25 protein-coding genes are annotated in these 26,108 nt (G+C 65.9%); 14 read left to right on the top strand and 11 right to left on the bottom strand.

Annotated elements, in window-relative coordinates; genetic code table 11:
- Nucleotides 1-45: 45 nt before the first annotated feature.
- Genes A0J57_RS07940 through A0J57_RS07915 form a run of 6 tightly spaced genes read right to left on the bottom strand, consistent with a single transcriptional unit; the run spans nucleotide 46 to nucleotide 6,121 of the window.
- Nucleotides 46-828 (bottom strand): enoyl-CoA hydratase/isomerase family protein, encoded by a 783-nt coding sequence (locus A0J57_RS07940; RefSeq protein WP_061934995.1) that lies wholly within the window; start codon nucleotides 826-828, stop codon nucleotides 46-48.
- Nucleotides 825-1,895 carry a phosphotransferase family protein gene (locus A0J57_RS07935; protein ID WP_061934993.1) on the bottom strand — a complete coding sequence of 357 codons (1,071 nt, stop codon included), beginning with the start codon at nucleotides 1,893-1,895 and terminating at the stop codon, nucleotides 825-827. The genes A0J57_RS07940 and A0J57_RS07935 overlap by 4 nt, the downstream gene beginning before the upstream one ends.
- Nucleotides 1,892-3,331, bottom strand: coding sequence for a DUF1254 domain-containing protein (locus A0J57_RS07930; protein ID WP_061934990.1), 1,440 nt, complete (start codon nucleotides 3,329-3,331; stop codon nucleotides 1,892-1,894). The genes A0J57_RS07935 and A0J57_RS07930 overlap by 4 nt, the downstream gene beginning before the upstream one ends.
- Nucleotides 3,328-4,488, bottom strand: coding sequence for an acyl-CoA dehydrogenase family protein (locus tag A0J57_RS07925; RefSeq protein ID WP_061934987.1), 1,161 nt, complete (start codon nucleotides 4,486-4,488; stop codon nucleotides 3,328-3,330). Before A0J57_RS07925 ends, A0J57_RS07930 begins: the two co-directional genes overlap by 4 nt.
- Nucleotides 4,485-5,237: an SDR family NAD(P)-dependent oxidoreductase gene (locus A0J57_RS07920; RefSeq protein ID WP_061934985.1), complete on the bottom strand. Its 753-nt coding sequence runs from the start codon at nucleotides 5,235-5,237 to the stop codon at nucleotides 4,485-4,487. The genes A0J57_RS07925 and A0J57_RS07920 overlap by 4 nt, the downstream gene beginning before the upstream one ends.
- A complete protein-coding gene (locus A0J57_RS07915) occupies nucleotides 5,234-6,121 on the bottom strand; it encodes an SDR family NAD(P)-dependent oxidoreductase (protein WP_025547934.1) in 888 nt (295 codons plus the stop codon). The genes A0J57_RS07920 and A0J57_RS07915 overlap by 4 nt, the downstream gene beginning before the upstream one ends.
- A gap of 169 nt (nucleotides 6,122-6,290) precedes the next feature.
- Between A0J57_RS07915 and A0J57_RS07910 the strand changes: the two genes are divergently transcribed.
- Nucleotides 6,291-6,980, top strand: a complete 690-nt coding sequence (locus tag A0J57_RS07910) for a carboxymuconolactone decarboxylase family protein (RefSeq protein ID WP_044660517.1) — start codon at nucleotides 6,291-6,293, stop codon at nucleotides 6,978-6,980.
- Nucleotides 6,981-6,993: 13 nt separating this feature from the next.
- On the opposite strand, the gene A0J57_RS07905 is transcribed toward A0J57_RS07910, so the two are convergent.
- Entirely contained in the window at nucleotides 6,994-7,746 is a 753-nt protein-coding gene (locus tag A0J57_RS07905) for an SDR family NAD(P)-dependent oxidoreductase (RefSeq protein ID WP_061934983.1), read from the bottom strand.
- A gap of 118 nt (nucleotides 7,747-7,864) precedes the next feature.
- Here A0J57_RS07905 and A0J57_RS07900 point away from each other — a divergent pair, with 118 nt between their 5' ends.
- The 8 genes from A0J57_RS07900 to A0J57_RS07865 all read left to right on the top strand — a co-directional run bounded on the left by A0J57_RS07900 (nucleotide 7,865) and on the right by A0J57_RS07865 (nucleotide 15,053).
- On the top strand, nucleotides 7,865-8,482 hold the full coding sequence (locus A0J57_RS07900; protein WP_061934981.1) for a TetR/AcrR family transcriptional regulator: 618 nt from the start codon (nucleotides 7,865-7,867) through the stop codon (nucleotides 8,480-8,482).
- A gap of 2 nt (nucleotides 8,483-8,484) precedes the next feature.
- Nucleotides 8,485-9,282 carry a helix-turn-helix transcriptional regulator gene (locus A0J57_RS07895; RefSeq protein WP_061934979.1) on the top strand — a complete coding sequence of 266 codons (798 nt, stop codon included), beginning with the start codon at nucleotides 8,485-8,487 and terminating at the stop codon, nucleotides 9,280-9,282.
- 66 nt (nucleotides 9,283-9,348) lie between these two features.
- Entirely contained in the window at nucleotides 9,349-9,771 is a 423-nt protein-coding gene (locus tag A0J57_RS07890) for a Zn-ribbon domain-containing OB-fold protein (protein ID WP_061934976.1), read from the top strand.
- Nucleotides 9,768-10,916, top strand: a complete 1,149-nt coding sequence (locus tag A0J57_RS07885) for a thiolase family protein (RefSeq protein ID WP_061934974.1) — start codon at nucleotides 9,768-9,770, stop codon at nucleotides 10,914-10,916. Before A0J57_RS07890 ends, A0J57_RS07885 begins: the two co-directional genes overlap by 4 nt.
- A 4-nt stretch (nucleotides 10,917-10,920) precedes the next feature.
- Nucleotides 10,921-12,099 carry an acyl-CoA dehydrogenase family protein gene (locus tag A0J57_RS07880; RefSeq protein ID WP_061934972.1) on the top strand — a complete coding sequence of 393 codons (1,179 nt, stop codon included), beginning with the start codon at nucleotides 10,921-10,923 and terminating at the stop codon, nucleotides 12,097-12,099.
- An 18-nt stretch (nucleotides 12,100-12,117) separates the two neighbouring features.
- Entirely contained in the window at nucleotides 12,118-13,293 is a 1,176-nt protein-coding gene (locus tag A0J57_RS07875) for an acetyl-CoA C-acetyltransferase (protein ID WP_061934970.1), read from the top strand.
- Nucleotides 13,294-13,296: 3 nt separating this feature from the next.
- Nucleotides 13,297-14,295, top strand: a complete 999-nt coding sequence (locus A0J57_RS07870) for an acyl-CoA dehydrogenase family protein (RefSeq protein ID WP_061934968.1) — start codon at nucleotides 13,297-13,299, stop codon at nucleotides 14,293-14,295.
- A gap of 11 nt (nucleotides 14,296-14,306) precedes the next feature.
- Nucleotides 14,307-15,053 (top strand): SDR family oxidoreductase, encoded by a 747-nt coding sequence (locus A0J57_RS07865; RefSeq protein ID WP_061934965.1) that lies wholly within the window; start codon nucleotides 14,307-14,309, stop codon nucleotides 15,051-15,053.
- 3 nt (nucleotides 15,054-15,056) lie between these two features.
- On the opposite strand, the gene A0J57_RS07860 is transcribed toward A0J57_RS07865, so the two are convergent.
- The 4 genes from A0J57_RS07860 to A0J57_RS07845 form a co-directional block, all read right to left on the bottom strand.
- Nucleotides 15,057-16,355, bottom strand: a complete 1,299-nt coding sequence (locus tag A0J57_RS07860) for an MFS transporter (protein ID WP_048578222.1) — start codon at nucleotides 16,353-16,355, stop codon at nucleotides 15,057-15,059.
- A 103-nt stretch (nucleotides 16,356-16,458) separates the two neighbouring features.
- Nucleotides 16,459-19,344 (bottom strand): TonB-dependent siderophore receptor, encoded by a 2,886-nt coding sequence (locus A0J57_RS07855; protein ID WP_235600812.1) that lies wholly within the window; start codon nucleotides 19,342-19,344, stop codon nucleotides 16,459-16,461.
- A 69-nt stretch (nucleotides 19,345-19,413) separates the two neighbouring features.
- On the bottom strand, nucleotides 19,414-20,496 hold the full coding sequence (locus tag A0J57_RS07850) for a phosphotransferase family protein (protein WP_061934960.1): 1,083 nt from the start codon (nucleotides 20,494-20,496) through the stop codon (nucleotides 19,414-19,416).
- A complete protein-coding gene (locus A0J57_RS07845; protein WP_076605739.1) occupies nucleotides 20,493-21,695 on the bottom strand; it encodes an acyl-CoA dehydrogenase family protein in 1,203 nt (400 codons plus the stop codon). The genes A0J57_RS07850 and A0J57_RS07845 overlap by 4 nt, the downstream gene beginning before the upstream one ends.
- A 218-nt stretch (nucleotides 21,696-21,913) precedes the next feature.
- On the opposite strand from A0J57_RS07845, the gene A0J57_RS07840 reads away from it, so the two are divergent.
- From A0J57_RS07840 to A0J57_RS07820, 5 genes are read left to right on the top strand one after another with little or no spacing between them, the layout of a single operon-like run.
- Nucleotides 21,914-22,621 carry a carboxymuconolactone decarboxylase family protein gene (locus A0J57_RS07840; RefSeq protein ID WP_061934956.1) on the top strand — a complete coding sequence of 236 codons (708 nt, stop codon included), beginning with the start codon at nucleotides 21,914-21,916 and terminating at the stop codon, nucleotides 22,619-22,621.
- A gap of 41 nt (nucleotides 22,622-22,662) precedes the next feature.
- A complete protein-coding gene (locus A0J57_RS07835) occupies nucleotides 22,663-23,460 on the top strand; it encodes an enoyl-CoA hydratase/isomerase family protein (RefSeq protein WP_013039003.1) in 798 nt (265 codons plus the stop codon).
- 3 nt (nucleotides 23,461-23,463) lie between these two features.
- On the top strand, nucleotides 23,464-23,802 hold the full coding sequence (locus tag A0J57_RS07830) for an EthD family reductase (protein WP_048578226.1): 339 nt from the start codon (nucleotides 23,464-23,466) through the stop codon (nucleotides 23,800-23,802).
- Nucleotides 23,795-24,589 (top strand): SDR family NAD(P)-dependent oxidoreductase, encoded by a 795-nt coding sequence (locus tag A0J57_RS07825; protein WP_061934954.1) that lies wholly within the window; start codon nucleotides 23,795-23,797, stop codon nucleotides 24,587-24,589. Before A0J57_RS07830 ends, A0J57_RS07825 begins: the two co-directional genes overlap by 8 nt.
- Nucleotides 24,567-26,108, top strand: a complete 1,542-nt coding sequence (locus A0J57_RS07820) for a class I adenylate-forming enzyme family protein (protein ID WP_061934952.1) — start codon at nucleotides 24,567-24,569, stop codon at nucleotides 26,106-26,108. Before A0J57_RS07825 ends, A0J57_RS07820 begins: the two co-directional genes overlap by 23 nt.

The following is a 26,108-nucleotide window of genomic DNA, read 5'->3' as shown; positions in this document are numbered from 1 at the left end:
GCGACGTTCATGCGGCTTGCAGCGCGCTTTGTCCATCGCCCTGGGTTACATGAAACGCGGCGGTCGCTTCGCCAGGAAGGCGGCGACTCCTTCCCGCCCCTCCGCCGCACCGGCCGATTCGGCAATCGAGGCGGCTTCGCGCTCCAGCTGGGCGGAAAGGTCGGCGGTTGCCGATTCCATCAACAAGGCGCGACATCTGGCGAGTGCGCGGATCGGCCCCTTCGCGAGCGCCGACGCGACGGTCGACGCCTCGGCGCGGAGCGCATCGTCGGTGACCACGCGCGTCACAAGGCCGAACTGCGCCGCTTCCTCTGCCCCGATCCGTCGATTGGTGAACAGCATCTCCTGCGCCCGGCGCATCCCGATCAGGCGCGGCAACCACCATGATGCGCCGCCATCCGGCGTCAGCCCGACGGCGCTGTAGGCCGAAGTGAAATGCGCGGAGGCGGCCGCGAGCGCAATATCTCCCAATATCGCAAGGCTGAGCCCCGCGCCGGCCGCGGGGCCGTTGATTGCGGTGACCAGAGGCTTTTCCATCGTGGCAAGCCGACGAATGCCAGCATGGAAACTGTGCGCGAGGGCACCGACCGCCGCTTCGGCATCTTCCCCGGTCGCGGAGAAGGCATCGATGTCGCCGCCGACGCAGAAGAATTTGCCGCTTCCGGTCAGGACGACGCAGCGTATTTGCCGGTCCGCCGCGCAGTGCTCCGCCAGTTCATGCAGGCGGAGTGCGAATTCAGGATCGACGGCGTTGCGCTTTTCGGGGCGCGCCAGCGTCAGCCAGGCGACGCCGTCCTCGATGTCGAGCGTGATGGCCGGGCTGTTCATCGGGCGCCGGCCCTTTCCGCCTGACGCCACGCCAGACGCATGAGTTCCGGCAGCACCGCGACGCGCTCGCGCGCCTGCGCGGAGGATGCGTTGCCGCGGATGACCCGCCCCTTGATGCCATGGAAGATGGCCGCGAGGCGAAAGAAGTTGAAGGCGATATAGAAGTCGTAGCCCGGCATGTCCGCTAACCCCCGGCGCCGGCAATAGGCGGCGAGATAGGCCTCTTCATCGGCTATGCCGAGCGCGGCCGGGTCGCTGCCGCCCAGGCCGGCGACGATATGCGGCGGCATCCGATACATCATCGCGTGATAGGCGAAGTCGGCGCCCGGATGGCCCAGGGTCGAAAGCTCCCAGTCGAGCACGGCCAGCACGCGCGGCTGCGTCGGGTGGAAGATCAGATTGTCGATGCGGAAATCGCCATGGACGATGCTCGTTTCCTCGCCCGGCGGGATGTGGGCGGGGAGCCATTCCACCAACCTGTCCATATAGGGATCGCGGCCCGCCTCCGCGTCCTCAAGATATTGGCGGGACCAGCGGGCGATCTGCCGTTCGAAATAGTTTCCGGGTCGGCCATAGTCCGCAAGGCCGGCGGCCACATGATCGATGCTGTGGAGGTCGGCGATCGTGGCGTTCATCGCATCGAAGAGCGCGGCTCTTTCTGCAGGGGACAGGTCGGGGATCGCGGCATCCCAGAAGATGCGGCCCTCCACCATGTCCATGACGTAGAAGATCGTGCCGATGACCGCGGGGTCGGTGCACAGGCCATGGACGGCGGCGACCGGGAATCCTGCCCCGGAGAGGCCGGCGAGCACTCTCGCCTCCCGGTCGAGCGCATGGGCACCCTTGAGCAGGGGGCCGGGCGGTTGCTTGCGCAGGACGTAGCTCTTGCCCGGCGTGATCAGCTTGTAGGTCGGATTGGACTGCCCGCCCTTGAACTGCTCGACCCTGAGCGGGCCGGCATAGTCGGCGACATGGGCGCGCATCCAGGCGTCCAGCGCTCCCAGATCCATCTCATAGCCGGGGCGAACGGCGGCGGTTCCGCTATTGTCTTCGACCAGGGCATTCATCGTGCGTCGCCTTCCCTTGAAATGGGCGGGGGCAGCCATTGGCCGTTCAGCATGTCGGGCTTCGGTCCGTAGGCGCGGATCACCAGGAAAAATGGGCCAGCCGGTGCGGGAAGCCAGTTTCCATCGGAGGATGCGGCGTGTTGGATGCGGATTTCGATCGACCCATCCTTCTGCACCTTCAGGCCCTTTGTCCGGTCGCTCACCAGATGGCGGCGCAGCGGATTGGGATGAAGGGCGAAGGTCTTTGCGTCGTAGAGCGTGACGGACCAGAAGCTGTTGACGGGCGGAGGCCTTTGCAGCCGCAGCATGTAGCGCGACGACGCGCCGTCCAGCGCCGATCCGTCGCCGTCCGCGAACGTGGTGTAGGACGCATTTTCCTCCCGCACATTCGCGCCGAGGCCGGCCATGTTGATGACGGACCGGCGCAGATAATTGAAGCCGTAAACGCCCTTGTTGACCTTCATCCAGCCCGTGCCGGTGGGTTCGCCCAACTGCGACTTGGCGCGCGTAAGCATGTCCAGCGCCTCCGCATAACCGCTTTCGATCGCGGCTCGCATGGCCGGGGTCAGCCTGTCAGGGTTGAACGGGCGGTCGCCGCCTATGCTGAGCAGCCGGAATCGCGACACAAGCGCCTCCTCGCCCGGCTGCCAGCCATTGGCCCGAAGCAGATAGTCGAGCGCCCGGAAATAGCCGATGGCGCCAGAGGCGGGTGGTGGTGGCGATGTGTCGCCATCAGAGTCCGCCGTCCCTTCGCCTTCCGGAGCGATGATCCGGACCGCATCCTGAAAGGCACGGGCGGTCCGGACTTCGGCGTCGGACTGGGCGAAGGCGCGCATCAGGATCCAGAGCTGGGTCGTGACGGCTGGATAGACCGTGACCCCGGCGGGCGGGATGCCGCGCCAGCCGCGCGGCACCAGCAGGAAGCGGCCGCCTTTGACGCCTATCGTGCGATTGCTGAGATTGCTGGGATTGCCGAAAATGTCGAAGATGTTGAGCGTGAAATATTTGAGCTGCGTGGCCGGGATGTCGATTTCGACCGGCCCCTTGCTCAGGTCGATCCAGGCCGTGGAGTAAAGCGTGTCCGTATTGGGCACCTTGAAGGTGGCATAGTCCGGCCCCGCCAGGTTCCTCTCATGCGCGAAGCGGTTGAATCCGGTGTAATTGCTCGAACTTCGATCGAACACCTGCCGATAGAGTTGCTCATAATGCAGATAGGCAGCCATGCCATAGACGGTCGCGTCGAATGCGACGGTCCGGAGCAGGGTGGCGCGGTCCTTCTCGTCCCTGGGCAGCAGGTCCTCGCCATATCCGGCTTGCGAAGTGGGCGCTTCCGGCGCGGCGAAGTTTGCTGGCTCGGCATGCCCAACGGTCGACATAAGGATCGGCAGGAGGACCAGCATCGGCCGCATGGCCGGCATCCATCGTCCCGCGTTCATCCCTGCGCCGCCTTCCAGTCGCGCTTGATCTTCTTGGCCAGGCTCCACTTATGGACCTCGGTCGGGCCGTCGTAGATGCGGAAGGCGCGGATTTCCCGGAACGCCTGCTCGACGATGGTGTCGCCGGACACGCCCGTCCCGCCCATCACCTGAACGCAGCGGTCGGCGACGCGGAACAGCGCGTCCGACACCGCGACCTTCGCCATGGAGCTTTCCGCCGTGCCGAGCGAACCCGTGTCGAGAACGCCCGCGCACCAGTCGATCATGCGGTCGGCCTGCTTCAGGTCGATCAGATTGTCCGCCAGCATGAAGCCGACGCCTTCATGGTCGACCAGCGGCTTGCCGAAGGCGTGGCGGCGGCAGGCATAGTCGGTGGCGATTTCCTGCGCGCGCGTCGCGAGGCCGAGCCAGCGCATGCAGTGGGACAGGCGGGAAGGGCTGAGGCGTATCTGCGCATAGGCGAAGCCTTCTCCGCTCGCGCCCAGCATCTGGTCCGCCGGAACGCGCAGATCGACGATGTCGACCTCCGCGTGCCCGCCGGGCATCGAACTGTCGATCGTGTCGATCACGCGCACCGTCCGGATCGCCGGGTCGGGCAGGTCGACAAGGAACATGCAGGCGCCCTCGTCCGATCGGGCCATCACGATGCCGACGCGCGCCCCTTCCGCCCCGGTGATGAACTTCTTGCGGCCGTTGATGACCCAATGATTGCCGTCGAGCCGGCAGGTCGTCTGCATCATCGACGGATCGGACCCCGCGCCGCCGGTTTCGGCAGGCTCGGTCATGAAGAAGGCGGAGCGCGCCTCGCCCCTCACCAGCGGGGCGAGAAATCGCGTCTTCTGTTCGGCGCGGCCGACCTTTCCGAGCAGATACATATTGCCTTCGTCAGGCGCGGCGGTGTTGCAGGCGAGGGGGCCGAGCGGCGACAGGCCGGTCTTGATGAGGACGATGGCCGTTTCCCGCTGCGTCAGATGCGATCCGTCAGGCAGGACATGCGGGGTCAGCACGCCTGCATCGCGTGCTTTTGCGCGCAGCTCCATGACGAGCGCGTCTTCCGGGCCATGGAAGCCGAGGCGACTGTCCTTTTCATAGGGAATGACCACGGTCCGGACGAAGGCTTCCACCTTCGAGGCGATGCTGTTCGCTCGCTCGGTCATTGCGCGGTGCTCCCCCCATCGATCACAAGTTCGGCGCCCGTCATGTAGCGGGACTCGTCGCTTGCCAGGAACAGGATTCCATCCGCTATCTCCTCCGCTTCCCCGATCCGGCCGAGCGGGACATCCGCCAGCAGGCTCCTGGCTGTTTCCGCATCGGCATAGGCGGGCGCGGTCAGCGGCGTCGCGATGTGACCGGGGTGAATGGAGTTCGCCCGCACGCCGTTGCCGGCCGCAGCGCATTCGAGGGCGGTCGCCTTGGTGAACATCCGGACTCCCCCCTTCGCCGCGCTGTAGGAGCCGGTGCCCGCCCCGGCCACGATGCCCCGAATGGAGGACATGTTGACGATCGCCCCCCGGCCCGAGGCGGCGAGCAGCGGCATCATATATTTGGTGCCCAGGAAAACACTGTCGAGATTGACGGCGATGATCGAGCGCCATTGCGCCAAGGTCGTGTCCGCGATCGACGCGAACTTGCCGAACCCGGCATTGTTCACGAGGATGTCGAGCGTGCCGAACCGTGTTCGTATCCGATCCGCCAGCGCAACCCATGCCTGTTCATCGGTGACGTCCATGACGGCGACCTCATGGCCGTCGCCCGGCAGGGACTTGGCCGCATCCGACAGGGCATCTCCATTGCGGTCCGCCAGGATGAGTGTCGCGCTCTCCGCCGCGAAGCGCCGTGCGGTGGCGAGCCCGATGCCCGAAGCGGCGCCGGTGATGAGCGCGATCCGCGCCTGAAGCCTGCTCACGATCTTTCCTCTTCTGCGTCAGCCTTGCCCTTGCTGAGCGAAATCAGGCTGTCGAATAGCGGATTTTCCCGCGCAAGGATCGATTGCGTCCGCTGCGCGATCACCGGATCGTAACGGGTCGTGGTAAAGACGTAGAACTGGTCATTCCGGATGCCGTCGAACGCCTGCGCGGCGACTTCCTCAGGCGATGGGGCATTCTGGAACAGATTGTCCGAAATCGACTGGAACTCGGCGGCTTCCGCCGGCTGCCCGTCACTGGATCGCAGATGGGCAGGGCGGGATCGTTCGGCCTCGTAAATGCGGGTTGCAACCAGGCCGGGACACAGCATTGTGACGCCGATCGGGGCGTTCCGCTCACGCAGGCCGGCATAGAGCGCTTCGGTGATGCGGACGACGGCATGTTTGGACGCGCCATAGACGGCGGAGCCTTCGCCGCTCACGAAGCCGGCCACGGACGCGGTGTTGAGAATATGTCCCGGCCGTCCCTCGGCCAGCATCCGGGGCACGAAGCTGCGGATGCCGTTGACTACGCCCTCCATGTTGACCCCGAAGGCCCAGCGCCAGTCCTCCAGCCCATATTCCCAGACGAGCCGGTGGCGGCCGCCGGGGACGACGCCGGCATTGTTGCACAGCAGGGATACCTCGCCGAAGCGCGACCATGCGAGGTCGGCCAGAGCCTGTACCGCCTCCGGATCGGCCACGTCGGTTCTGTGGAGCGCGATGGCCGCGCTGTCGATGGTGCCGGCCACCGCTTCAAGGTCGGCAAGATTGATGTCGGCGAGGACCAGCTTCATCCCCTCCCGCGCGGCCAGATGCGCGAGCGCCGCGCCGATGCCGCTGCCGGCCCCCGTAATGACTGCCGTCCTGCCCTTGAAGTCCCTCATCCGGGCATGCTCCTCTCGCATCGGCCGAACCGGGATCGGCCCTGTATAAGCGTGCGATGTAGTCGACCGTCCGGTCGGACGTCAACTCCTTATCAGAAGTTGACCGGGATCGCGAAGCGGCATAGCCATGTTCAACCGACCGGACGGTCCATACATTATAGGAGAGACGATGACTGATCTTCTGCCCCCGCTCGCCAGCCTTGGCCGCCTGCGTCGCGACGCCCCGAAGACCGTCGCGGGATTTCGCCGCTGGCGCGCGATCATCGATACCGATGGCGCTGTCCCCGCCCGGATGAAGCGATTGTTCGTCGCCTGCGCCGCCACGATGAAGGGCTATCGGGAACTCGCGACGCGGGAACTGGCCGAAGCCCGGGCGGCCGGTCTCACCGAGGCGGAGGCCGGCGCGGCGATCGCCATCCTGGCAAGCGTGCGCGGCGAGGGGGCGTCGCTGCGCTTCCATGATCTTTTCCGGGAAATCTACCCCGAAGCCGTCGATCCCGATTGGCCCGACGACGACATGGTGGTGGAAGATGGCGCGGCGCAGGCCAATTTCCTTCAATATTTCGGCACCATGCCCCCTTCGCTGGGCAAGCTGTTCGAGGTCAAGCCCCTTGGCGCCGACGCCTATTATCTCATGCGCGAGGGGACTTTGTCGGGGACGGCGCTGGGGCCTGTCCATGCGGAACTGCTGCTCGTCACCGTCCTCGTCGCTGATTATAGTTCATGGGCGTCCGTTCACATGAAGGGCGCGCGCACCGCCGGCGCCAGCGAGGAAGCAGTGGCCGAAGCGGTGATCTGCGCCGTGCCGACCGCCGGCCTGTCCGCCTGGGTCATCGGCGCGACCGCGATGGATGCGTGAGGGTCGTCCGTCCTTAAAGACCGCTGACGAGGTGCCCGCCATCCACCGCGATGACCGCGCCCGTCATGTAGCGCGACTGATCGGAACATAGCAGCAGGAGCGGCCCGTCCAGATCCTGCATCTGGCCCAGTCGCTTCTGCGGGATGCGCGAGATGAGCCGCTGACCTGCGTCGGATGCGAAGAAGTCGCGGTTGAGGTCCGTTTCGATATAGCCGGGCGCCAGAGCGTTGACCCGGATGTCGAACGCCGCCCATTCCAGCGCAAGCGCCTTTGTCAACTGGATGAGGCCGGCCTTGCTGGCGGCATAGGCGGCCAGCCCCTTGGACACGCGTTCCCCCAGGATCGAGGCGACGTTGACGATCGTCCCGCCTTCGCCCCGCATCATGCGCGCCGCCTGCTGGGCCACGAGGAAGGCGCCGGTCAGATTGGGCTGGAGCACCTGCGACCACTCGGTTGCGCTGAGATCGAGCGCCGCACGCATGTGGGCTACGCCTGCATTGTTGACGAGGATGGAGAGAGGCGCCGCAAGGTCGCGCTCGATTTGCCGGAAGGCCGCCGCGACCGCGTCCGGATCGGTCACATCCATGGCGACGGGAATGCATGTGCCGCCTTGTCGCCCAATCTCATCGGAGAGCGCCGAGAGCGCGTCGACTCGGCGCGCAGCTATCACGACCATCGCCCCTTCCCGCGCCAGCAGGCGAGCGAAATGCCGGCCCAAACCCGAACTCGCTCCGGTGACCAGCGCTGTCTTGCCCTCAACTTGCATCGTCCGCTCCCTCGCGCTTGCATTCTTTTCATCCAGCCGCCATCCCTAGGAGGAACCGACCAGACGGTCGACTTACCTTTGTGAGAGGTAGGACGCAGAACAGGGAACAGAGCCGGCGATGGCGCGAGAAGCAACAAAGAAACGGCAGACGACCGAGGCGCATGACGAGAAGCGCAACGAGATATTGAGGCATTGCGCGACGCTGTTCGACCGGGTGGGATATCACAAGGCGTCGATGCAGATGCTGGCCGATGAGGTGGGCCTCGGCAAGCCGACGCTCTACCATTATTTCCCCAGCAAGAACGCCATCCTCTTCGCGATGCACGACGCTCATATGAGCGCGCTTCTGGCGGGTCTCGACGAGGAAGGGGGGTCGGACGATCCGCTGGGCCGCCTGCGCGCGGCATGCATCGACATCCTGCGGCAGATCGCGGAGCATCCGGGTTATGTCCGGGCGTTCATGGACCATTATGAAGATCTGGAAGGCAAGATGCGCGACCATATCCGGGCGCAGCGCAACGCCTATCTGCAGCGGGTGCGCGGCATCATCGAACAGGGGATCGCGAACGGCCATTTCCGCCCGTGCGACCCGGGGCTCACCACCCTTGGCTTCCTCGGCATGTGCAACTGGGCCTATAAATGGTATCCTCCCCTGGCCAAGCGCAGACCGCCCGAGGATGTCGCCGACGCGATCTGCCAGCCCTTTTTCGAGGGGCTGAGCCTGAAGGACCGCTGATCATGTCCGCTGCCGGCCACTCCTGCACGATGCCGTCCGCCGCCCTGATCGACGCGGTCCGCTTTTCGGAGCCGGGGGGGATAGGACCGGCGGCGGAGCGGCTGCGCGATGCGGTGATGGACCTTTGCGGGCTGCGCACGGCGGTCACGCATAATGTGGCCTCCCGCGAACCGATGCGCGACGGGAATGGCGCCGTGCTGGCAAGCGAGGTCTTTGGTTTTCGCGGTGAGGAGTCGCGCTGGTGGGAGGTGCCCCAGCTTGCCCTTTCCTCGCCCATCGTTCACGCCTGCCGGGTGGAGGCGGAGCCGTTCTGGTGCAACGCGCATGGCTTTTTCACCCGCCTGCCCAACCCGCTGCTCGACGTGATCGACCTGCACGATTTCCGAATCCGGGCCATGACGGCGGCCGCGATCGTGGTTCCGATCCACCTGCCGTTCGGGCAGATCGGCGCAGCCAGTTTCCTCTCGCCCGAGCCCGAGGCCAACGACCTGTCCGATGCCTATGCCTGTGCCGCGGACGCTCTGGCTGTGCTCGCGCGGGCCTTTGTGCAAAGCTATGTCAAAGTGACGGCGCGGGCGCGGCCCGGGCTGGGGAGCATATCCTTGACCAAGCGCGAAGTGGAATGCCTGCGCTGGGCGGCTGCCGGAAAGACGAACGAGGAAATCGGCATCATCCTGGGCCTGCAACGCACCACGGTGCGATTCCACATCCGATCGGCATCCGTGAAGCTGGACGCGGTCAACCGCGACCAGACGATGTTCAAGGCGGCGCAGCTCGGCTTTCTGGGCATGATAAACTAACCCCTGTCGCATTGGTCAGAAGCCGACCGAACGGTCGGGCGCTATGTCTTCGGAAGGAGACAAGAGATGCCCGATACCCTGCCTGTTCCGATAGCCGACGGCCTCATCTGCCCCGATACAGAGGGCATTGCGCTGTTTGCCTCCAGAGAGCGGGCAACCAATCGCCTGTGCTTTCCGGCGCGACCGGAAGACGACCCGCGCTACGAGCGCGTCCTGCTGCCGCGCACAGGCCGGCTCTGGTCGTGGACTATCCAGCGCTTCCGCCCCAAGTCGCCGCCCTATGCCGGCCCGGAAGCGTTCGAGCCCTATGCCGTGGGCTATGTCGAGCTGGATGGGGCGCTGATCGTCGAGGGGCGTCTGGTCGATGTGGCGTTCGATGCTCTGGCAATCGGCATGGCGATGCGGATCGTGCCGCTGCCCTTCGAGATGACGGACGGGACCCTGCGCACCAGCTTCGGCTTCGCGCCGGACGGGAGCGCCGGGATATGAGCGAAGACGTCTTCATCGTCGGCGCGGGCATTCATCCCTTCGGCCGCACGCCCGGCCTTTCGGGCCTGCAGCAGGGCGTCTTCGCCGTTCGCCAGGCGCTCGAACGGGCGGGGCTGGCATGGCGCGATGTCCAGTTCGCCTTCGGCGGATCGGACGCCGCCGGCAATGCGGACACGATGGTGTCGGAACTGGGGCTTACCGGCATTCCCTTCATCAACGTCGCCAACGGCTGCGCGACCGGCGGGTCGGCCATGTTCGGCGCCTACAGCACGATCAAGTCCGGCGAGTTCGATCTTGGCCTCGCGGTAGGTTTCGACAAGCACCCGCGCGGCTCCTTCTCGCCCCTGCCGGCGGACTGGGGATTGCCGGACTGGTATGGCGAGACGGGGCTGATGCTGACCACCCAATTCTTCGCCATGAAGATCCAGCGCTATATGAGCCTATATGGCATCACCCCGCACACGCTGGGTGCGGTCGCCGAGAAGGCGTTCGCCAACGGCGTTCTCGCCGATCATGCCTGGCGGCGCGAAGCCGTGGACATCGACACCATCCTCCATTCGCAGATGGTCAGCGACCCGCTCACCAAATTCATGTTCTGCTCGCCGGGCGAAGGCGCGGTGGCGCTGCTGCTGGCGAGCGGCAGGAAAGCGCGCGAACTTGGCCTGCCGGCGGTGCGGTTGCGTGCCGCGGCGGTCCGCACCCGGCCGCCCGGTTCGTTCGAGGTCTTCTCGCCAGCGCTCGATCTGGAGCGTGGCGGTTCACCGACCAGCGTCGCGTCCCAAGCGGCTTATGAGATGGCAGGCGTCGGCCCCGAGGACATCGACATCGCACAGCTTCAGGACACGGAGGCGGGGGCCGAGATCATGCACATGGCGGAGAATGGCTTTTGCGCCGATGGCGAGCAGACCGCATGGATCGCTGAGGGCCGCACGCGGATCGACGGCAGCCTGCCGGTCAACACAGATGGCGGGTGCCTTGCCTGCGGGGAGCCGATCGGCGCATCGGGGCTTCGCCAGGTCTATGAGAATTATGTGCAGTTGATCGGGCAGGCGGGCGCACGACAGGCGCCGGGCAGGCTGCGCCTCGGTTACAGCCACGTTTATGGCGCACCGGGCGTCTCCGCCGTCGCCATCGTGGAGCGCTGACGCCATGGACCTGGCGCTTAGCCAAGAGCAGCATGCGTTCCGCAAGGAGGTGCGCGCTTTCCTCGCCGCATCGCTTTCGCCCGAATTGCGGCGCGGTGCCGCGCTGACATCCGGCGTCTTCGCTGAACCCGACATCGCGCGCGCATGGCAGGCGATATTGGAAGCGAAGGGATGGCTCGTCTATCACTGGCCGGACCATGCGGGCGGGCCGGGATGGACGCCGGTCCAGCGCTGGATCTTCGAGAAGGAATGCGCGGAGGCAGGCGCGCCAATTCTGCCCGGCATGGGCCTGAAGCTGGTGGGGCCGGTGCTTTACACCTATGGTACCCAAGCGCAGAAGGACCATTATCTCCCGCGCCTGCGCACGGCCGAACATGTGTGGGCGCAAGGGTTTTCCGAACCCGGCTCGGGCTCCGACCTTGCAAGCCTGCGCACCCGCGCCGTGCGCGATGGCGATCATTATGTCGTGTCGGGCCACAAGATCTGGACCACGCAGGCCCAATATGCGAACCGGCTGTTCGCCCTGGTCCGGACCGACCCGGACGTGAAGCCGCAGCAAGGCATCAGCTTCCTGCTGATCGACATGGCGCTGCCCGGCGTGATGGTGAAGCCGATCCTCAGCGCATCGGGCGATCACGAACTGAACGAGGTCTTCCTCGATGAAGTACGGGTGCCGGTCTCGGACCGTGTCGGCGACGAAGGGCAAGGCTGGTCTATCGCCAAGTTCCTGCTGGAGAATGAGCGGGGCGGGTCCAGCTTCGCCCCGGCGCTTCTGGCTGATCTTGCCCGGTTGCGGACATCGGCGGGCCCGCTGACCGGCGAACTGGCGGATCGCGCCTTCAGGCTCCAACTGGAGGCGGAAGCGCTGGAGATGACAGAGCTTCGGACGCTGATCGAGATCGAGCATGGCGCCGCGCCCGACCCGCGCAGCCTGACCACCAAGCTGCTGGCGTCCGAAATCCGGCAGGGCGTTGAGGCGCTGGCGGTGGACGCCTTCGGCCTCGCCGGTCTTCAACTGCCGGTCGAACGCCCCTTCTACGGCGACGCCATGCCCGCTCCGGTCGGTTCGGCGCAAGCGCAGGTCGCGGCGGCCCGCTACCTCAACGCCCGCGCCTGGTCGATCTTCGGCGGCACCAGCGAAATACAGCTCACACTCATCGCGAAGGCCGCCCTCGGCCTCTAGACACAAGAAGGATGCATCATGCCTGAAGCCTATATCGTTTCCGCCCGCCGCACCGCCGGTGGCCGCCGCAATGGCCGGCTTGCCGGGTGGCACCCCGCCGATCTCGGTGCTCTGGTGCTGGACGCGCTGGTCGCCGACGCCGGTGTCGATCCCGCCGCGATCGACGATGTGATCATCGGCTGCGTCAGCCAGGTGGGCGAGCAGACCTTCGCCTTCGGCCGCAACATCGTGCTCGCCTCCAGCCTGCCCGACAGCGTGCCGGCGGTGACGATCGACCGGCAGTGCGGCTCGTCCCAGCAGGCGGTGCATTTCGCGGCGCAGGCGGTCATGTCGGGCCTTCAGGACATCGTGATCGCAGGGGGCGTCGAAAGCATGACGCGGGTGCCGATGGGCTCCCCCATTACGCTGGCCAAGGCGAGCGGCATCGGCGCCAACCCCTTCTCCGAGGCGATCCAGAAGCGCTATGGCGTGGAGATGTTCAGCCAGTTTCAGGGCGCGCAGATGATCGCCGACAAATATGGCTTCACCCGCGACGATCATGACCGGTTCGCGCTCGCCAGCCACCGGAAGGCGGCGGCGGCCATGGATGCGGGCGCCTTTGACAGGGAGATCGTGCCGGTGCCCATCGTCACGGCGGAAGGGGAGCAGGCGATCCACGACCGCGACGAAGGGGTCCGGGCCGATGCGTCGATGGAGTCGATCGGTTCGGTCAAGCTGCTGGGCGAGGGCGGCACGCTTTCGGCGGCGACCGCGAGCCAGATCTGCGACGGCGCGAGCGGCGTGCTCGTCGCGTCCGAAGCGGCCGTCAAGGCGCATGGCCTGACGCCCATCGCCCGCATCGTCAACCTGGCGGTCACCGCGGGCGATCCGGTCATCATGCTGGAGGAGCCGATCCCGGCGACGCGGCGGGTTCTCGACCGCGCCGGCATGACGATGAAGGACATCGATCTGTTCGAAGTGAACGAAGCCTTCGCGTCGATCCCCCTGGCATGGATGAAGGCGCTCGATGCGGACCCGGAGAGGCTGAACGTCAATGGCGGCGCGATTGCGCTCGGCCATCCGCTCGGCGCGACGGGCACGAAGCTGATGGCGACGCTCATCCATGCGCTCAAGGCGCGGGGCCAGCGCTACGGCCTTCAGACCATGTGCGAGGGCGGCGGCATCGCCAACGCCTCGATCATTGAGGTGCTCTGAGCCATGAACCTCGCGCTCAGCGATGAGCAGGTGATGGTCCGCGACATGGTCCGCCGCTTTCTGGCGGACCGCTATGACGCGGCGACCATGGCGAAAGGGCCGATGTCTCCCGACGACTGGCGCGCATTGGGGGAACTCGGTCTTTTCGCCCTGCTGACGCCGGAGCAGGCAGGCGGCCTGGGTGGCGGCGCGGTGGAGGTGATGATCGTCTCCGAAGAGATGGGGCGCGCCCTTGCGATCACGCCACTGACCGAAGCCGTTCTGCTCTGCGGCCGGGCAATCGCTGGTGATACTGTGGCCCGGCGCTGGGGCGACAGGCTGATGCAAGGGGAGGCTCTGCTCGCATTTGCGCCGGGAGGTACGATGGCGGACGGAAGGCTCTGCGGATCGGCGGGCATCGTCCGGGACGGCATGGATGCCGACGCCTTTGTCGTGGAGACGGAAGCGGGCGCGCTTCTGTTGGTCGATGGGCAGGACAGCGGCCTCCGCAGGATGCCGGTTCGTCTGGTCGACGGCAGCATGGCAGCCCATGTGCGATTCGATGCGGTGCATGCCGTGCCGCTCACGATTCCGGGGAGCGCGTGGGCAGAGGCTCAAGCCCTGGCCGGCCTGTCGATCGTCGCCGAACTGGTCGGCGCGATGGCGACCTTGCTTGACCTGACCGTCGATTATGTCAGGCAGCGCCACCAGTTCGGCAAGCCGATCGCGAGCTTTCAGGTCGTGCAGCATCGCTGCGCCCGGATGTACACCTGGCTGGAGCAATCCCGATCTTTGCTTTTGAAATCGGCCCTGGCCGAGGAGGAAGAACGGGTCCGGGCCGTGACGGCAGCAAGGGCCTATATTGGCGACGCTGCCTTGAAGCTCGCGGAGGAGGCGGTGCAGTTGCATGGCGGCATGGGTGTGACCGATGAACTTGCGGTCGGGCGTGGGCTGCGGCGCGTGCTGCTGCTGTCGCGTCTCCATGGCGGTGGAACCGCCGCCCGTGCCGCCCTGGCGGCCTGAAGGGATCGGCCATGGCGAAGAAGGGCAGGGTTGAGGGGAAGGTCGTCCTCGTGACCGGCGCGGCGCAGGGGCTGGGCAAGGCCGACGCCGAAGCGCTGGCGCGCGAGGGCGCGCGGGTGGTCGTCGCCGATGTCGACGAGGAGGAGGCGCAACGGGTCGTCGAGACGCTTCCGGCAGCGATGGCGCTTCGCCTGGACGTGACCAGCGAAGCGCAATGGCAGGCCGCGTTGACAAAGATCATGCGGGCGCATGGCCGGCTCGATGCGCTGGTCAACAATGCGGGCATTGCCGCCTTCGAAACGGTCGAGCAGTCGTCGCTGGAGGCATTCCGCCGCGTGATGGCCGTTTCGGCGGAAGGGACGTTTCTGGGATGCAAGACCTGCCTGCCGGCGCTGGCGGCCAGCGGGGCGGGATCGATCGTCAACATCGCGTCCGTGGCCGCGATCCGGGGCAATCCGGCGGTGTTCGCCTATAGCGCGGCCAAGGGCGCCGTACTCTCCATGACGCGCAGCCTGATCGTGCATTGCCAGCAGCAGGACTATCCGGTTCGCGCCAATGTGGTTCTCCCCGGCTCGCACGATACGCAGATGGTCCGCGAGGCCTATCGCTTCGCCGCGCCCGGATTGCGCGAAGCCGCCCAAAGGCATGAGGGGCAGCCGGAGCATGTCGCCGACCTGGTCCTGTTCCTGGTGTCGGACGAGTCCGCCCGGCTGAACGGGGCGGAAATCGTGATCGACAATGGCCGGACGGTGGCGTGAGACTCACTGCCGTTTGAGATCGTCCGCGTAGAAGCGGGATGCCCAGGCGATGCTGCCGGCGCCCGCGAGCGAGAACAGCACCACAGCCGAAAGCGCGTAACGCAGCGATGTGTCGTGCATCCCATCCGCCGCCGCCAGATAATCGCTGAGGAACCCCGTCACCGCCGGCCCCAGACCGAGCCCGAACAGATTGAAGACCAGCAGGGTCACGGCCGACGTAAGTGCCCGGATGCGCGGCGGAACGACGGATTGCGGGACGCCTATGATCGGGCCGTAATAGAAGAACATCAGCATGGTCGCCAAGAAGCCGAACGCCAGCGACGCCGCCAGCGAAGGGATCAGGAACTGGACCAGTGCGGCGGGCACCATCAGGAGCATCGCGGCGGCGCTCACCCAGACGCGGCCCGCCGGGTTGCGCGATCCCGCCGCGTCCGACAGGCGGCCGCCCAAATAGATGCCGATGCCGCCGCCCAGCCCGTTCATCAGCGCCAGCCAGGAGGCGACGTCGGCAAGCGGCATGTGGTGGACGCGCATGTAGAAGGGCGCGGACCAGCTCATCATCGCATATTGGGCGAAGGCATGAAGGGTCGTGCCGATCAGCATGTAGCGATAGGTCCGCAGCCGCCACAGGAAGCGCATGGCTTCGCCGAGGGGCGGCGCTTTGTCCGTTCGGATCGAAGGGCCTGACCCCGTCCGCGCAGGCTCCCGCACCAGCAGCAGGACGATCGGCGCCAGCGCCAGCCCCGCGACGCCGATCACCCCGAAGGCGAGACGCCATCCCAGCGCCGAGGCGATCCAGCCGCCCGACGCATAGCCGAGCATGATCCCGGCCGGGAGCGCCAGTCCCCACAGGGCAAGCGCCGTCACCCGTTTTTCGGGCGGGTAGTAATCGGCGATGATGGAATGGGAAGCCGGCACGGAACCCGCTTCTCCCAGCGCGACGCCGATGCGGAAGGCTACCAGAGAGCCAAAACCGGTCGCCAGGCCCGACAGCGCCGTCATGCCGCTCCAGGTGGCGAGCGAGGCGGCGATGATGTTGCGGCGATTGAAGCGATCCGCCAGACGCGCGATCGGAAGGGACAGCGTCGCGTAGAACAGCGCGAAGGCAAGGCCGGTCAGCAGTCCGAGCTGGCCGTCGCTTAGCCCCAGTTCGCGCTTGATCGGTTCCTGAAGCACCGACAGGACCGTGCGATCGATATAGTTGAACATCGAAACCAGGCCCAGCATGACCAGCATCGTACGGCGCAACCCGGCTGCGGAGGTCGTCGGCGGGGCGGTGAGTCCGATGGGAGGGCTGTTCATGCGTTTACCTCTTGAATGGCTCCGGGATTGAAGGGAGGCCCGCTTTGGGCGAGCCTCCCCGGACTATCGAACTTCCCTTGCGGGCAGTCCGTTCGGCAATCCATCAGAACTTGAAACGGACCCCCGCCGTGAGCGTGCGCCCGGCGACGTTGTAGAGCGTGAACAGGGTCGGATAGAGAAGGCCCGGCGCGGCGGCTGCGGCGACCAGCGGCGGCTTGCGGTCTAACAGGTTCGTGGCCGTCACGAACAGTTCCGGCTCCCCGCGCACGTCGAACTTATAGGATGCCGTGGCGTCGGTGTAGAAGACCGGCTTGATCGCCGGGACCGCATAAAAGGACGTCGGATCGTTCTTGAGGTTGCCGATGGTCACCTTGCCGATCATCGATTCCTGCACGAACAGGGTGAGGCCCCCATTGGTGTAATTGGCGCTGAGCGTGCCCCTGAACTTGGGATAGGCATAGCCGGTCTGGCTGTTGACGCCATGGCCGGCATAATCGATCACCGGCGCGATGGAATTGGTCTGCGTCTTGTACCGGTCCAGATAGTTGGCGAAGGCGCGCAGCGTGAGTTCGCCATCGCCCAGCTTGGTCCGGTACGACATGGTGATGTCGAGGCCGCTGGTGCGCAGGAAGCTGATATTCTGCGTGATGAGGCTCACCGAAATCGGATAGTTGGCGGCCGACCGGTCGCTGAACGGCAGCGGCCTTTCGATAAGGGCGCAGGTCGGCGACGTGCCGTTCGACGTTTCGCACTCGTTGACCACATCGTTCAGCCCTTGCGTGGCGATGGCGCCCTTGATCTTGAGGTCGTAATAATCGACCGAAACGTCGAAGCCGGGCAGGAAACTGGGGCTGAGGACCACGCCCGCCGCGAACGTGTCGCCGGTTTCGGGATCGAGGTCGGGGTTGCCGCCGCTGAATTGACGGATCGAACCCGGCTGGCCGGTGTGAGGGTCGTTGAAGTTCACCGGCGCAGTCTGAACGCCCGCGAACAGTTCGAACAGCGAGGGCGCGCGAATATCGCGCGAGCGCGTGACGCGGAACATCACGTCCTGGATCGGCTTGTAGACCGCGCCGACCTTCCAGGTCTTGACGCTTCCGCTGGTGCTGTAGTCGGTCAGGCGGAAAGCGCCGTTGAGGCTCAGCTCCTCGGCGAAGGGTTGGCCCTTGAATACCGGAACCTGCGCTTCGGCAAACACTTCCTTCACGTTCAGCTTGCCGAAGGCCGAGCCGACATTGGTGTTGTTGAAGCGGGTCATGCGATTGGCCGGAATGCCCCGCAACCCGGTGAAGTCGACGGGCACGGCGGGATCGGAATTGGACGTCAGGTCCAGCTTCTGCTTGCGATATTGCCCGCCGATGGCGACCGTGACCGGGCCTGCCGGAAGCTCGAAAAGATCCCCGCGCGCCGACAGGACGAAGTCGTCGGTCGTGTTCATGGCGCGGTAACGGGATACGCCAAGGACGGTTTGCAGATCGGCGGTCGTGGGCGTTCCCGCGCCGAAGACATTGAGCGGCGTGCACCCCGGATAGAGGCCGGGATTGGTCAGCGTGACGCGGCAGACGATCGAATTGTTCGGACCGCGAACCGCGTCCAGCGCCGCCGCCAGCTTGGGAATTTCGACCTGCGTCTGGGCGAATTTGGTGACGGACTTGCCATGGGTGTAGTCGGCGGTGACGTTCCATCCGCCAAGGTTCCATTCAAGGCCGCCGTTGATGAGATAGGCATTGGTCGCCTCCCGCGTCGGGATCGGCCCCTGCTCGCCGATGAAGCGGAAGACGGTGAAGCTGTCATTCGGCCCCATTTGCGCCTGGACCGCCGGGTTCAGGAAGGCGTTGCCGCTGAAGAAGCGGAAGCCGAGCACAGACTGGGCCTGCGTATCGTAGCTGGTGACGCTGCGCGAGTAGCTGCCCTGGACATGCGCCGTCAGCCCGTCCGTCAGGTCGTAGGCCAGGCGGCCAAAGCCCTGTGTCGTCGTCAGCGGCGCGATCAACTGGTTGAAGCCGGGAATATAAAGGCCGTCGCCGCCCACATTGGTGCCCGGCGTACCAGTGGCTGTGCCGCGCTGGATGGGCCGCACCGCGCCGCCCGGCAGGAAGATATTATTGGTGAGTGAGGGCACGGTGCTCGTCAGGATGATACCGTTATTATAGTCGTTCGTCGTGAAACGCAGGTTCGGCAGGAAGATGAACGGGTTTGCCTCGCGGCCCGGTGCGGCGGTCGACCCGGGGACCGAACCCACGGCCGCATAGGCGTCGTCACCATAGATGCGCGCGCTGCGCTTGATGCCATCGCTGTGAAAACGCTCGACCGAGGCGAGGATATGGCCGCGATCGCCCGCAAAGCTGAGGCCCCCCGCAATGCCGATGCGATAGTTGCCGAGGTCGCCGCGGGTCGATACGCCGCGCTGCGCGACGCCCTTCACGCCTTCGAACTTCTTGTCGAGGATGAAGTTGACCGCGCCGCTGACAGCGTCGGAGCCGTAGACCGCCGATGCGCCGCCGGTCACGACGTCGACGCGCTGGATCAGCAGTTGCGGAATCGTGTTGACGTCCACCGCGCCGCGGAATGTCGTGGGCGGCACGCGGATGCCGTCGAGCAGGATCAGCGCCCGCGTCGGTCCGACGCCGCGCAGGTTGAGCAGATTGCCATGCTCGCCGCTATTGCCCTGCAACTGGCTGTTCGACTGCGGGCTGACCGAGTTGGCGAATTGCGGCAGCTTGTTGATCGCATCGGCAAGGTTGGTGGGGGTCGCCTTCTCCAGTTCCGTGGTGGGCGCGACGGTGACGGGCGTCGGCTGGTTGTAGCCGTCGCGCACGACGCGCGTTCCGGTAACGATGATGTCTCGCGTGGAAGGCGCGGCGGCATCCTCCGCCGACTGCGGTTCGGTCGTCGCCGTCGCCGCTGTTTGCGCATGGGCCGGCACGATGATCCCGGCAAACGCGCATCCCGAAAGGAGCGCCAATCGGCCAATCTTGAACCTTGTCATCATCTCTCTCCCTCTGATTAGGGCCATTTTGTCTTTCGCCCTGAAATCTCGTTTCATCCTGTCAGAAGATCAGACTGCGCCGGCCTCCCGCGCCGCCAGCCAGGCGGCCTTGGCGAGTGGTTCGATCCGTGTGACGATGTCGGCGGCATTGCTTGCGGTCTGCACGCCGTCGCGCGCCCGGCCGGCGATGCCCTGCAGAATGGCGGCCACCCGGAACAGGTTGAAGGCGCGATAGAAAGGATGCGTCGGATCGCCGCGAAGGCCGGTCCGCTCGCAATAGCGGCGGGCGTAATCTTCGGCCGTGGGAATGCCGAGCGCGGCAAGATCGGCGCCGCGCAGGGTTCCGCGCACGTCCACACCCTCAGGCCTGAACCACTCCATCATATGGTAGGTGAGGTCGCCGAGCGGATCGCCCAGGGTCGACAACTCCCAGTCTATGACGGCGGATACGCGCGGCTCGGTCGGATGGACCAGCAGGTTGTGGAAGGAATAGTCGCCATGGATGATCGTGGTGCGCTCTTCCGTGGGCGGGATCGCGCCGGGCAGCCAGTCTATCAGCCGGTCCATCTCCGGGATGTCGCGGGTGCGCGACGCATCATATTGCCGCGACCAGCGGGAAATCTGCCGCGCGAAATAATTGCCCGGCTTGCCATAGTCGGAGAGCCCGAGCGCCGCGAAGTCGACCAGATGCAGGCGGGCAAGCGTTTCATTGGCGGAGTCATAGATCGCGGCGCGCTCCGCACGGTCTAGGCCCGGCATAAGCGGGTCCCAGAAGCTGCGTCCCGGAACGTAGCGCATCACATAGAAGATGCTGCCGATCACATCCTCGTCCTCACACAGCAGCAGCGGTTCGGCGACGGGCAGGCCGGCTTCGTGCAGGACCATGGTGATGCGATATTCGCGATCCACCGCATGGGCGGATTTCAGCAAAACGCCCGCCGGCTTGCGCCGCAGGACATAGCTTTGGTCCTGCGTCGACAGAAGGAAGGTCGGGTTGGACTGTCCGCCCTCGAACCGCTGGACGCGCATGGGTCCGGAAAAATCCGCGATCCGGCCCGCCAGATAAGCGGCAAGTCGGGCTTCGTCGAACGCACTGTTGACGGCGACATCGACCGTCGAGCCGATCGTCGCGGCAGGCTGCGCGGCGCTCACGACGCTGCGCCTTCCGCATATTTGGCGAGTTCCATCCGGGCGAGTTGGCGTTCATGAACCTCGTCGGGCCCATCGGTCAGCCGCACGATGCGGGTGTTCGCCCAAAGCTCCGCCAGGCCGAAATCGTCGCTGACGCCGCCGCCGCCATGCGCCTGGATCGCGTCGTCGACGATCTGCTGCGCCATTTTCGGCGCGGCGATCTTGATCATCGCGATTTCGGCGCGGGCGGCCTTGTTGCCGACCGTGTCCATCATATGCGCGGCCTTCAGGCACAGCAGGCGCGCCATCTCGATCTCGCAACGGGCGCGGGCGATCCGTTCCTCCCAGACCGAATGTTCGGCGATGACCTTGCCGAAGGCCCGTCGCGAAAGGAGGCGTCGGCACATCTTTTCCAGCGCGACTTCCATCGTCGCGATATTGCGCATCGTGTGGTGGATGCGCCCAGGACCAAGGCGGCCCTGTGCGATCTCGAAGCCGCAGCCTTCGCCCAGCAGCATATTCTCCGCCGGCACGCGCACATTCTCCAGCGCCACCTCGAAATGGCCGTGCGGCGCATGATCGTAACCGAAGACGGGGAGGTGCCGCACAAGCGTCACGCCCGGCGTGTCGCGCGGCACCAGGATCATCGATTGCTGCCGGTAGGGCGCGGCGTCCGGATCGGTCTTGCCCATGACGATGAAGAAGTCGCAGCGCGGATGGCCCGCTCCCGACGACCACCATTTCCGGCCGTTGATGACATAGTCGCTTCCGTCGCGGCGAATGTCGGTCTGGATGTTCCGCGCGTCGGATGAAGCGACGGCCGGTTCGGTCATCAGGAAGGCGGACCGGGTCTTGCCGTCGCGCAGCGGCACCATGAAGCGCTGCTTCTGCTCGGCCGTGCCATAGCGATGCAGCACCTCGAAATTGCCGGTGTCCGGCGCCATGCAGTTGAACACCTCGCTGGCGAAGGAAATCCGGCCCATTAGTTCGGCGATCGGCGCATATTCGACATTGGTGAGGCCCACGCTGGTGAAAAATTCATCGTCATGCTCAGATGGCGGCATGAAGATGTTCCACAGCCCCGCCTCCCGCGCTTTGTCCTTGAGTTCGTCGAACACGGGCGGGATTTCGGTCCAGCGATCGATCGCGGCGGATTGCCTGTGATAGACGGGAACGGCAGGAACGATGTGCTCCTCCATGAACGCCCTTACGCGCTCCATCCATTCCCTGGATTTGGCCGACTGTTCGAAATCCACGCATCCGCTCCAATTACGCCGCCGGCTTCGAGCCGGCCTGTTTCCGTTCTAATACTCACCCGACCGATCGGTCGAGCGATAAGTAGTCGACCGACTGGTCGGCTGTCAAACTGGTCAGGGAAGAAATTTTTGGTTGACGCCCGACCAGTCGGTCGATCATCTGGATCGCAGGAGAGCAAGCGATGACGAATAGCCCAATCATGGATGTAGCCCTGTTGCAGGGCTATGCGCCGTACACGCTTGCAGGATATGACATTTTCCGATCCGTGATCGAGTCGGACGGCGCGGTGCCCGCTCGCCTGAAAGCGCTGTTCGCGGCGGTGGCTGCCGTCGATCGCCGCCATCTGCCCCTTGCGCGCCGGGAACTGGAACGCGGCGTGAAGCTTGGCCTGACCTCGAAGGAGGCGACCGCAGGCCTTATCGTGCTGTCCAGCCTTCGCGGCGAGGCGGCGGCGCTCGATTTCGCGCAGATCATCGAGGGCAGTTTTGGCGACGCCCAGGCGCCGGAGCCGCAACCGCTGCCGACGGCGGCGGAGGGAGAGGCGGAAGCCAATTTTCGGGCCTATTGGGCGGGAAGCATCCCGGCGCCGCTCGGCGCGCTGATGCGCCTCGTGCCCCAGGCCGCTGACGCCTATTATCTCATGCGGCGAGGCAGCATCGACGCCAACCCGCTCTCGCCCAAATATGGCGAACTGCTTCTGCTCGCCATATTGGCGGCGGGATACAGCCCCATGGCGGCGACCCATGTGCGCGGCGCGCGCAATGCCGGCGCGAGCGACGAGGAAATTGCCGAAGCGGTGCTCTGCGCCGTTCCATCGGCGGGGATCGCCGCCTGGATGGCGGTGGGCGGCATGCTCGCCCCGCCTGAAGAAGGCGGCATCGCCCGCTGAAACGACCGATCTTTTCACATCTTTGCCAAGGAGAGAGTTACATGGAACCGGAAAAGGACGTCATCCAATATGAAGTGGCCGACAACGGCATCTGCACGATCTGGCTCAACCGTCCCCATGTGAAGAATTGCGTCAGCCCCCAGCTTCTGCGCGACCTTGAGGTGGCGGTGGACAAGGCGGCCGAGGACGATTCGGTGCTGGCCGTCGTGTTCCGCGGTCGCGGCCACACCTTCTGCGCCGGTGCGGATCTCGGACAACTGGTGGGTCCGGTGCTGCACGAGACCAGCACCTCGCTTCAGCTCGCGATCGACTCCGCGCGCACCTATGACAAGATCTACAACATGAAAAAGCCGACCATCGCCTGCGTCGAGGGCTATGCCGTCGCCGGCGGGTTCGAACTCTTCATCTCCTGCGATTTCGGCATTGCCGCCGACGACGCCAAGATCGGCGACTTCCACATCCGCCGCGCCCTGTTCGGCGGTGCCGGCCCGATCTATCGCCTGCCCCGCTATATCGGCATGCGCAAGTCGAAGGAACTGATGCTGACCGGCAAGCTCTTGTCCGGCAAGGAATGCGTCGAATGGGGCCTGTGCAACGCCTCGGCGCCCAGCGACCAGTTGGAGCAGTTGATCCAGGATTTCTGCGCGCCGCTGATCGACAAGAGCCCCTTCTGCATGTGGATGACCAAGATGGCGGTCAATCGCGGCATGGACGCCGACACCAACTCGCTCATCACGCTGGAGACGATGACCTGCAACGTGGTGCATCACTCCGCCGATGCGAAGGAAGGCGTCGCGGCCTTCCTCGAAAAGCGCCAGCCGGTCTGGACGGGCAAGTAAGCCATGGCGGTCAGCATGGTCGTCCTGGCCAGCCGGCCGCAGGACTGGACGCACGAGCAGTTCACCAGCTGGTGGCGCGGGCCGCATGCCGACGCCGCCAGGGTCCTGCCGGGGCTGATAGCCTATCGGCACGGCGCGGTGACGAAGGATTATGATAATCCGGAAGCGCCGGGCTGGGACGGCCACGCCGTGCTGACCTTCGCCGATCAGGCGGCGCTAGACGCCGCCTTCGCCTCGCCCGAATGGAAGGCGGCGACCGCCCAGACAAAGGGCATGGGCGGTCGCCGCATCATCCTCATCACCGATGAGGTCGATCTGCTTGCCGGAGACGATCATGGCTGACTGGAACCCCGGTTTCACCGCCGCGCAATTCCGTCTGGACGGCAGGCGCGCGCTCATAACCGGCGGACGCGGCGCGCTGGCCGAAGCCATGGCCGCAACGCTGGCGGACCTCGGCTGCGCCGTCGCCCTTGCGTCCCGCACGGAGGCCGACTGCGCCGATCTGGCGGCCGGCATAGCCGAGCGGTTCCGGGTTCCGGCTGTCGGCCTTTCCTGCGACATCGCCGACGAGGCGTCGGTGGAGACGGCGGTCGCGGGAACGGTCGACCGGCTGGGCGGGCTCGACATCCTCATCAACAATGCAGGCGCCTCCTGGTGGGGTCTGCCGCAGGACATCCCGCTCAAGGGCTGGCAGAAGGTGATGGACGTCAATGTGACCGGCACCTTCCTCGCCTGCCGCCACGCCGCGCGCCATATGATCGCGGCGGGCGGCGGCGCCATCGTCAATATCGCGTCGGTGGGCGCATTCCTGTCCTATCAGCCGGACGCCGGGCAGGTCGTTCCCTATACCACCAGCAAGGCGGCAATCGTTCACCTGACCAGCGATCTCGCCGCCCAATGGGCCGGGCACAATATCCGCGTCAACGCCATCGCGCCCGGATCGATCGAGACGGGGATGACCGAAACGCTCGATCCCGCCATTCAGGAAAAGACGCGGGCGGGCATATTGATGCGCCGCTTCGGCCGCCCGGACGAAGTGGCAGGCACGCTGGCCCTGCTGGCGTCGGACGCAGGCAGTTTCATCACCGGTCAGACCTTCCTGGTCGATGGAGGGCAATCCCTTGCCTGAAGAGCAAAGCCATCCGGCGTTCGAATGGGACGCCGAGCGGCTCTGGCCGCAATTCGTCCGCCTTGCCGACGCCGAACCGGACGCGCTTGCCCTGGCGGATTGCGATGATCGCCTGTGGAGTCGGGAAGAGCTGCGAGGGCAGGCGGTGGAGATCGCGGCTCTGCTGAAGGCGGTAGGGGTCGAGCCGGGCGACCGCGTCCTCGTCACCGCGCATAAAAGCCCTGCGACGATCGCGACGGCGCTTGCCATATCATCGCTGCAGGCGACCTTCTGCCCCGTATCGCCAAAGCTCGGAGCGGGCGACCTTGCCTCGCTCGAATCCTTGCTCGGCCATGCCGCCAAGGTGAGCGGCGCCGGCAGCGCCCTGCCCGAGGTGGCCGCAGCCGCCGGCGAACGGTCGGTCGATCCGCGCGATCGCGATACCGCGCTCATCGGCTTCACCTCCGGCAGCACCGGCGTGCCCAAGGGGGTGATGCATGGCCCCGAAGCCCTGAACTATGCGACCCGCGCCTGCGCGGCCATTGCGGGTCTGCAACCGGATGACGCGATCCTGGGCATCGTCCCACTCGACAGTGCGCCCGGCTTCACCTTCACGGCGCATTTCGCGCTGTCATTGGGGCATCCGCTGGTGCTGGTCGACCCTTGGGTGCCGGCCGAAGCGCTGCGGCGGGCCGAACGCTATGGATGCGGCTGGGCGATCGCGGTGCCGACGCATCTTTTCACGATGGTGGAGGCGGCGCGGCTTGGCGAATGGACCGGCCGCCTGCCGCTTCGCGCCATGGCGGTGGGCGGCAGTGCGATGACGCCGGAACTGATCGAGGACGCCGACCGGCTGCTCGGTCTCAAGGCGCTGCGCATGTTCGGCATGTCCGAATGCATGGGCCATGCCTCCACCCATCCGTCCCATTCGCTGGAGCGCCGCCAGCTCTTCGACGGCATCCCCTTTCCCGGCACGCAGGAGGAGGCGTTCGACGCCGATCTGCGTCCCCTGCCGCGCGGCAGCCGGGGGCAGGCAGGCGTGCGCGGCCCCTCGCTGTTCCTTGGCTATGCGCAGGGCATGGGGGCGGGGCAGGAGCGCATGACGCCCGACGGCTTCTACCTGACCGGCGACGAGATCGTCCGCGATCAGGACGGCTTCGTGCGCGTAGTCGGCCGCATCAAGGACCAGATCATTCGCGGCGGCTTCAACATCGACCCGGCCGAGGTGGAGGCAGCCCTGCTGCGCCATCCCGCCGTCGCTGAGGTGGCGGTGGTGGCCGTGCCCGAACGCAAGCTGGGCGAACAGGCCTGCGCCGTCTGCCGGCTGCGCACGGACGATGGGAGCATCGACCTGCCCGCCCTGCTCGACCACCTCTCCCAGCAGGGCCTGTCCCGCAAGAAATGGCCAGAGCATCTGGTGCTGGTCGAGGCGATGGCCGTCACCGCCACCGGCAAGCTCGACAAGAAGGCGATGGCCGCCATCGCCGTGGAGGAGGTCGCCCGCAGGCGCGCGGCGCCGCCCCCCAGACAGGACGCATGA

This window comes from Sphingobium sp. 22B (assembly GCF_001580035.1).
Lineage (GTDB): Bacteria > Pseudomonadota > Alphaproteobacteria > Sphingomonadales > Sphingomonadaceae > Sphingobium > Sphingobium fuliginis.
The sequence above is the reverse complement of the archived record's forward strand: the minus strand, read 5'-3'. Positions and strand labels throughout refer to the sequence as shown.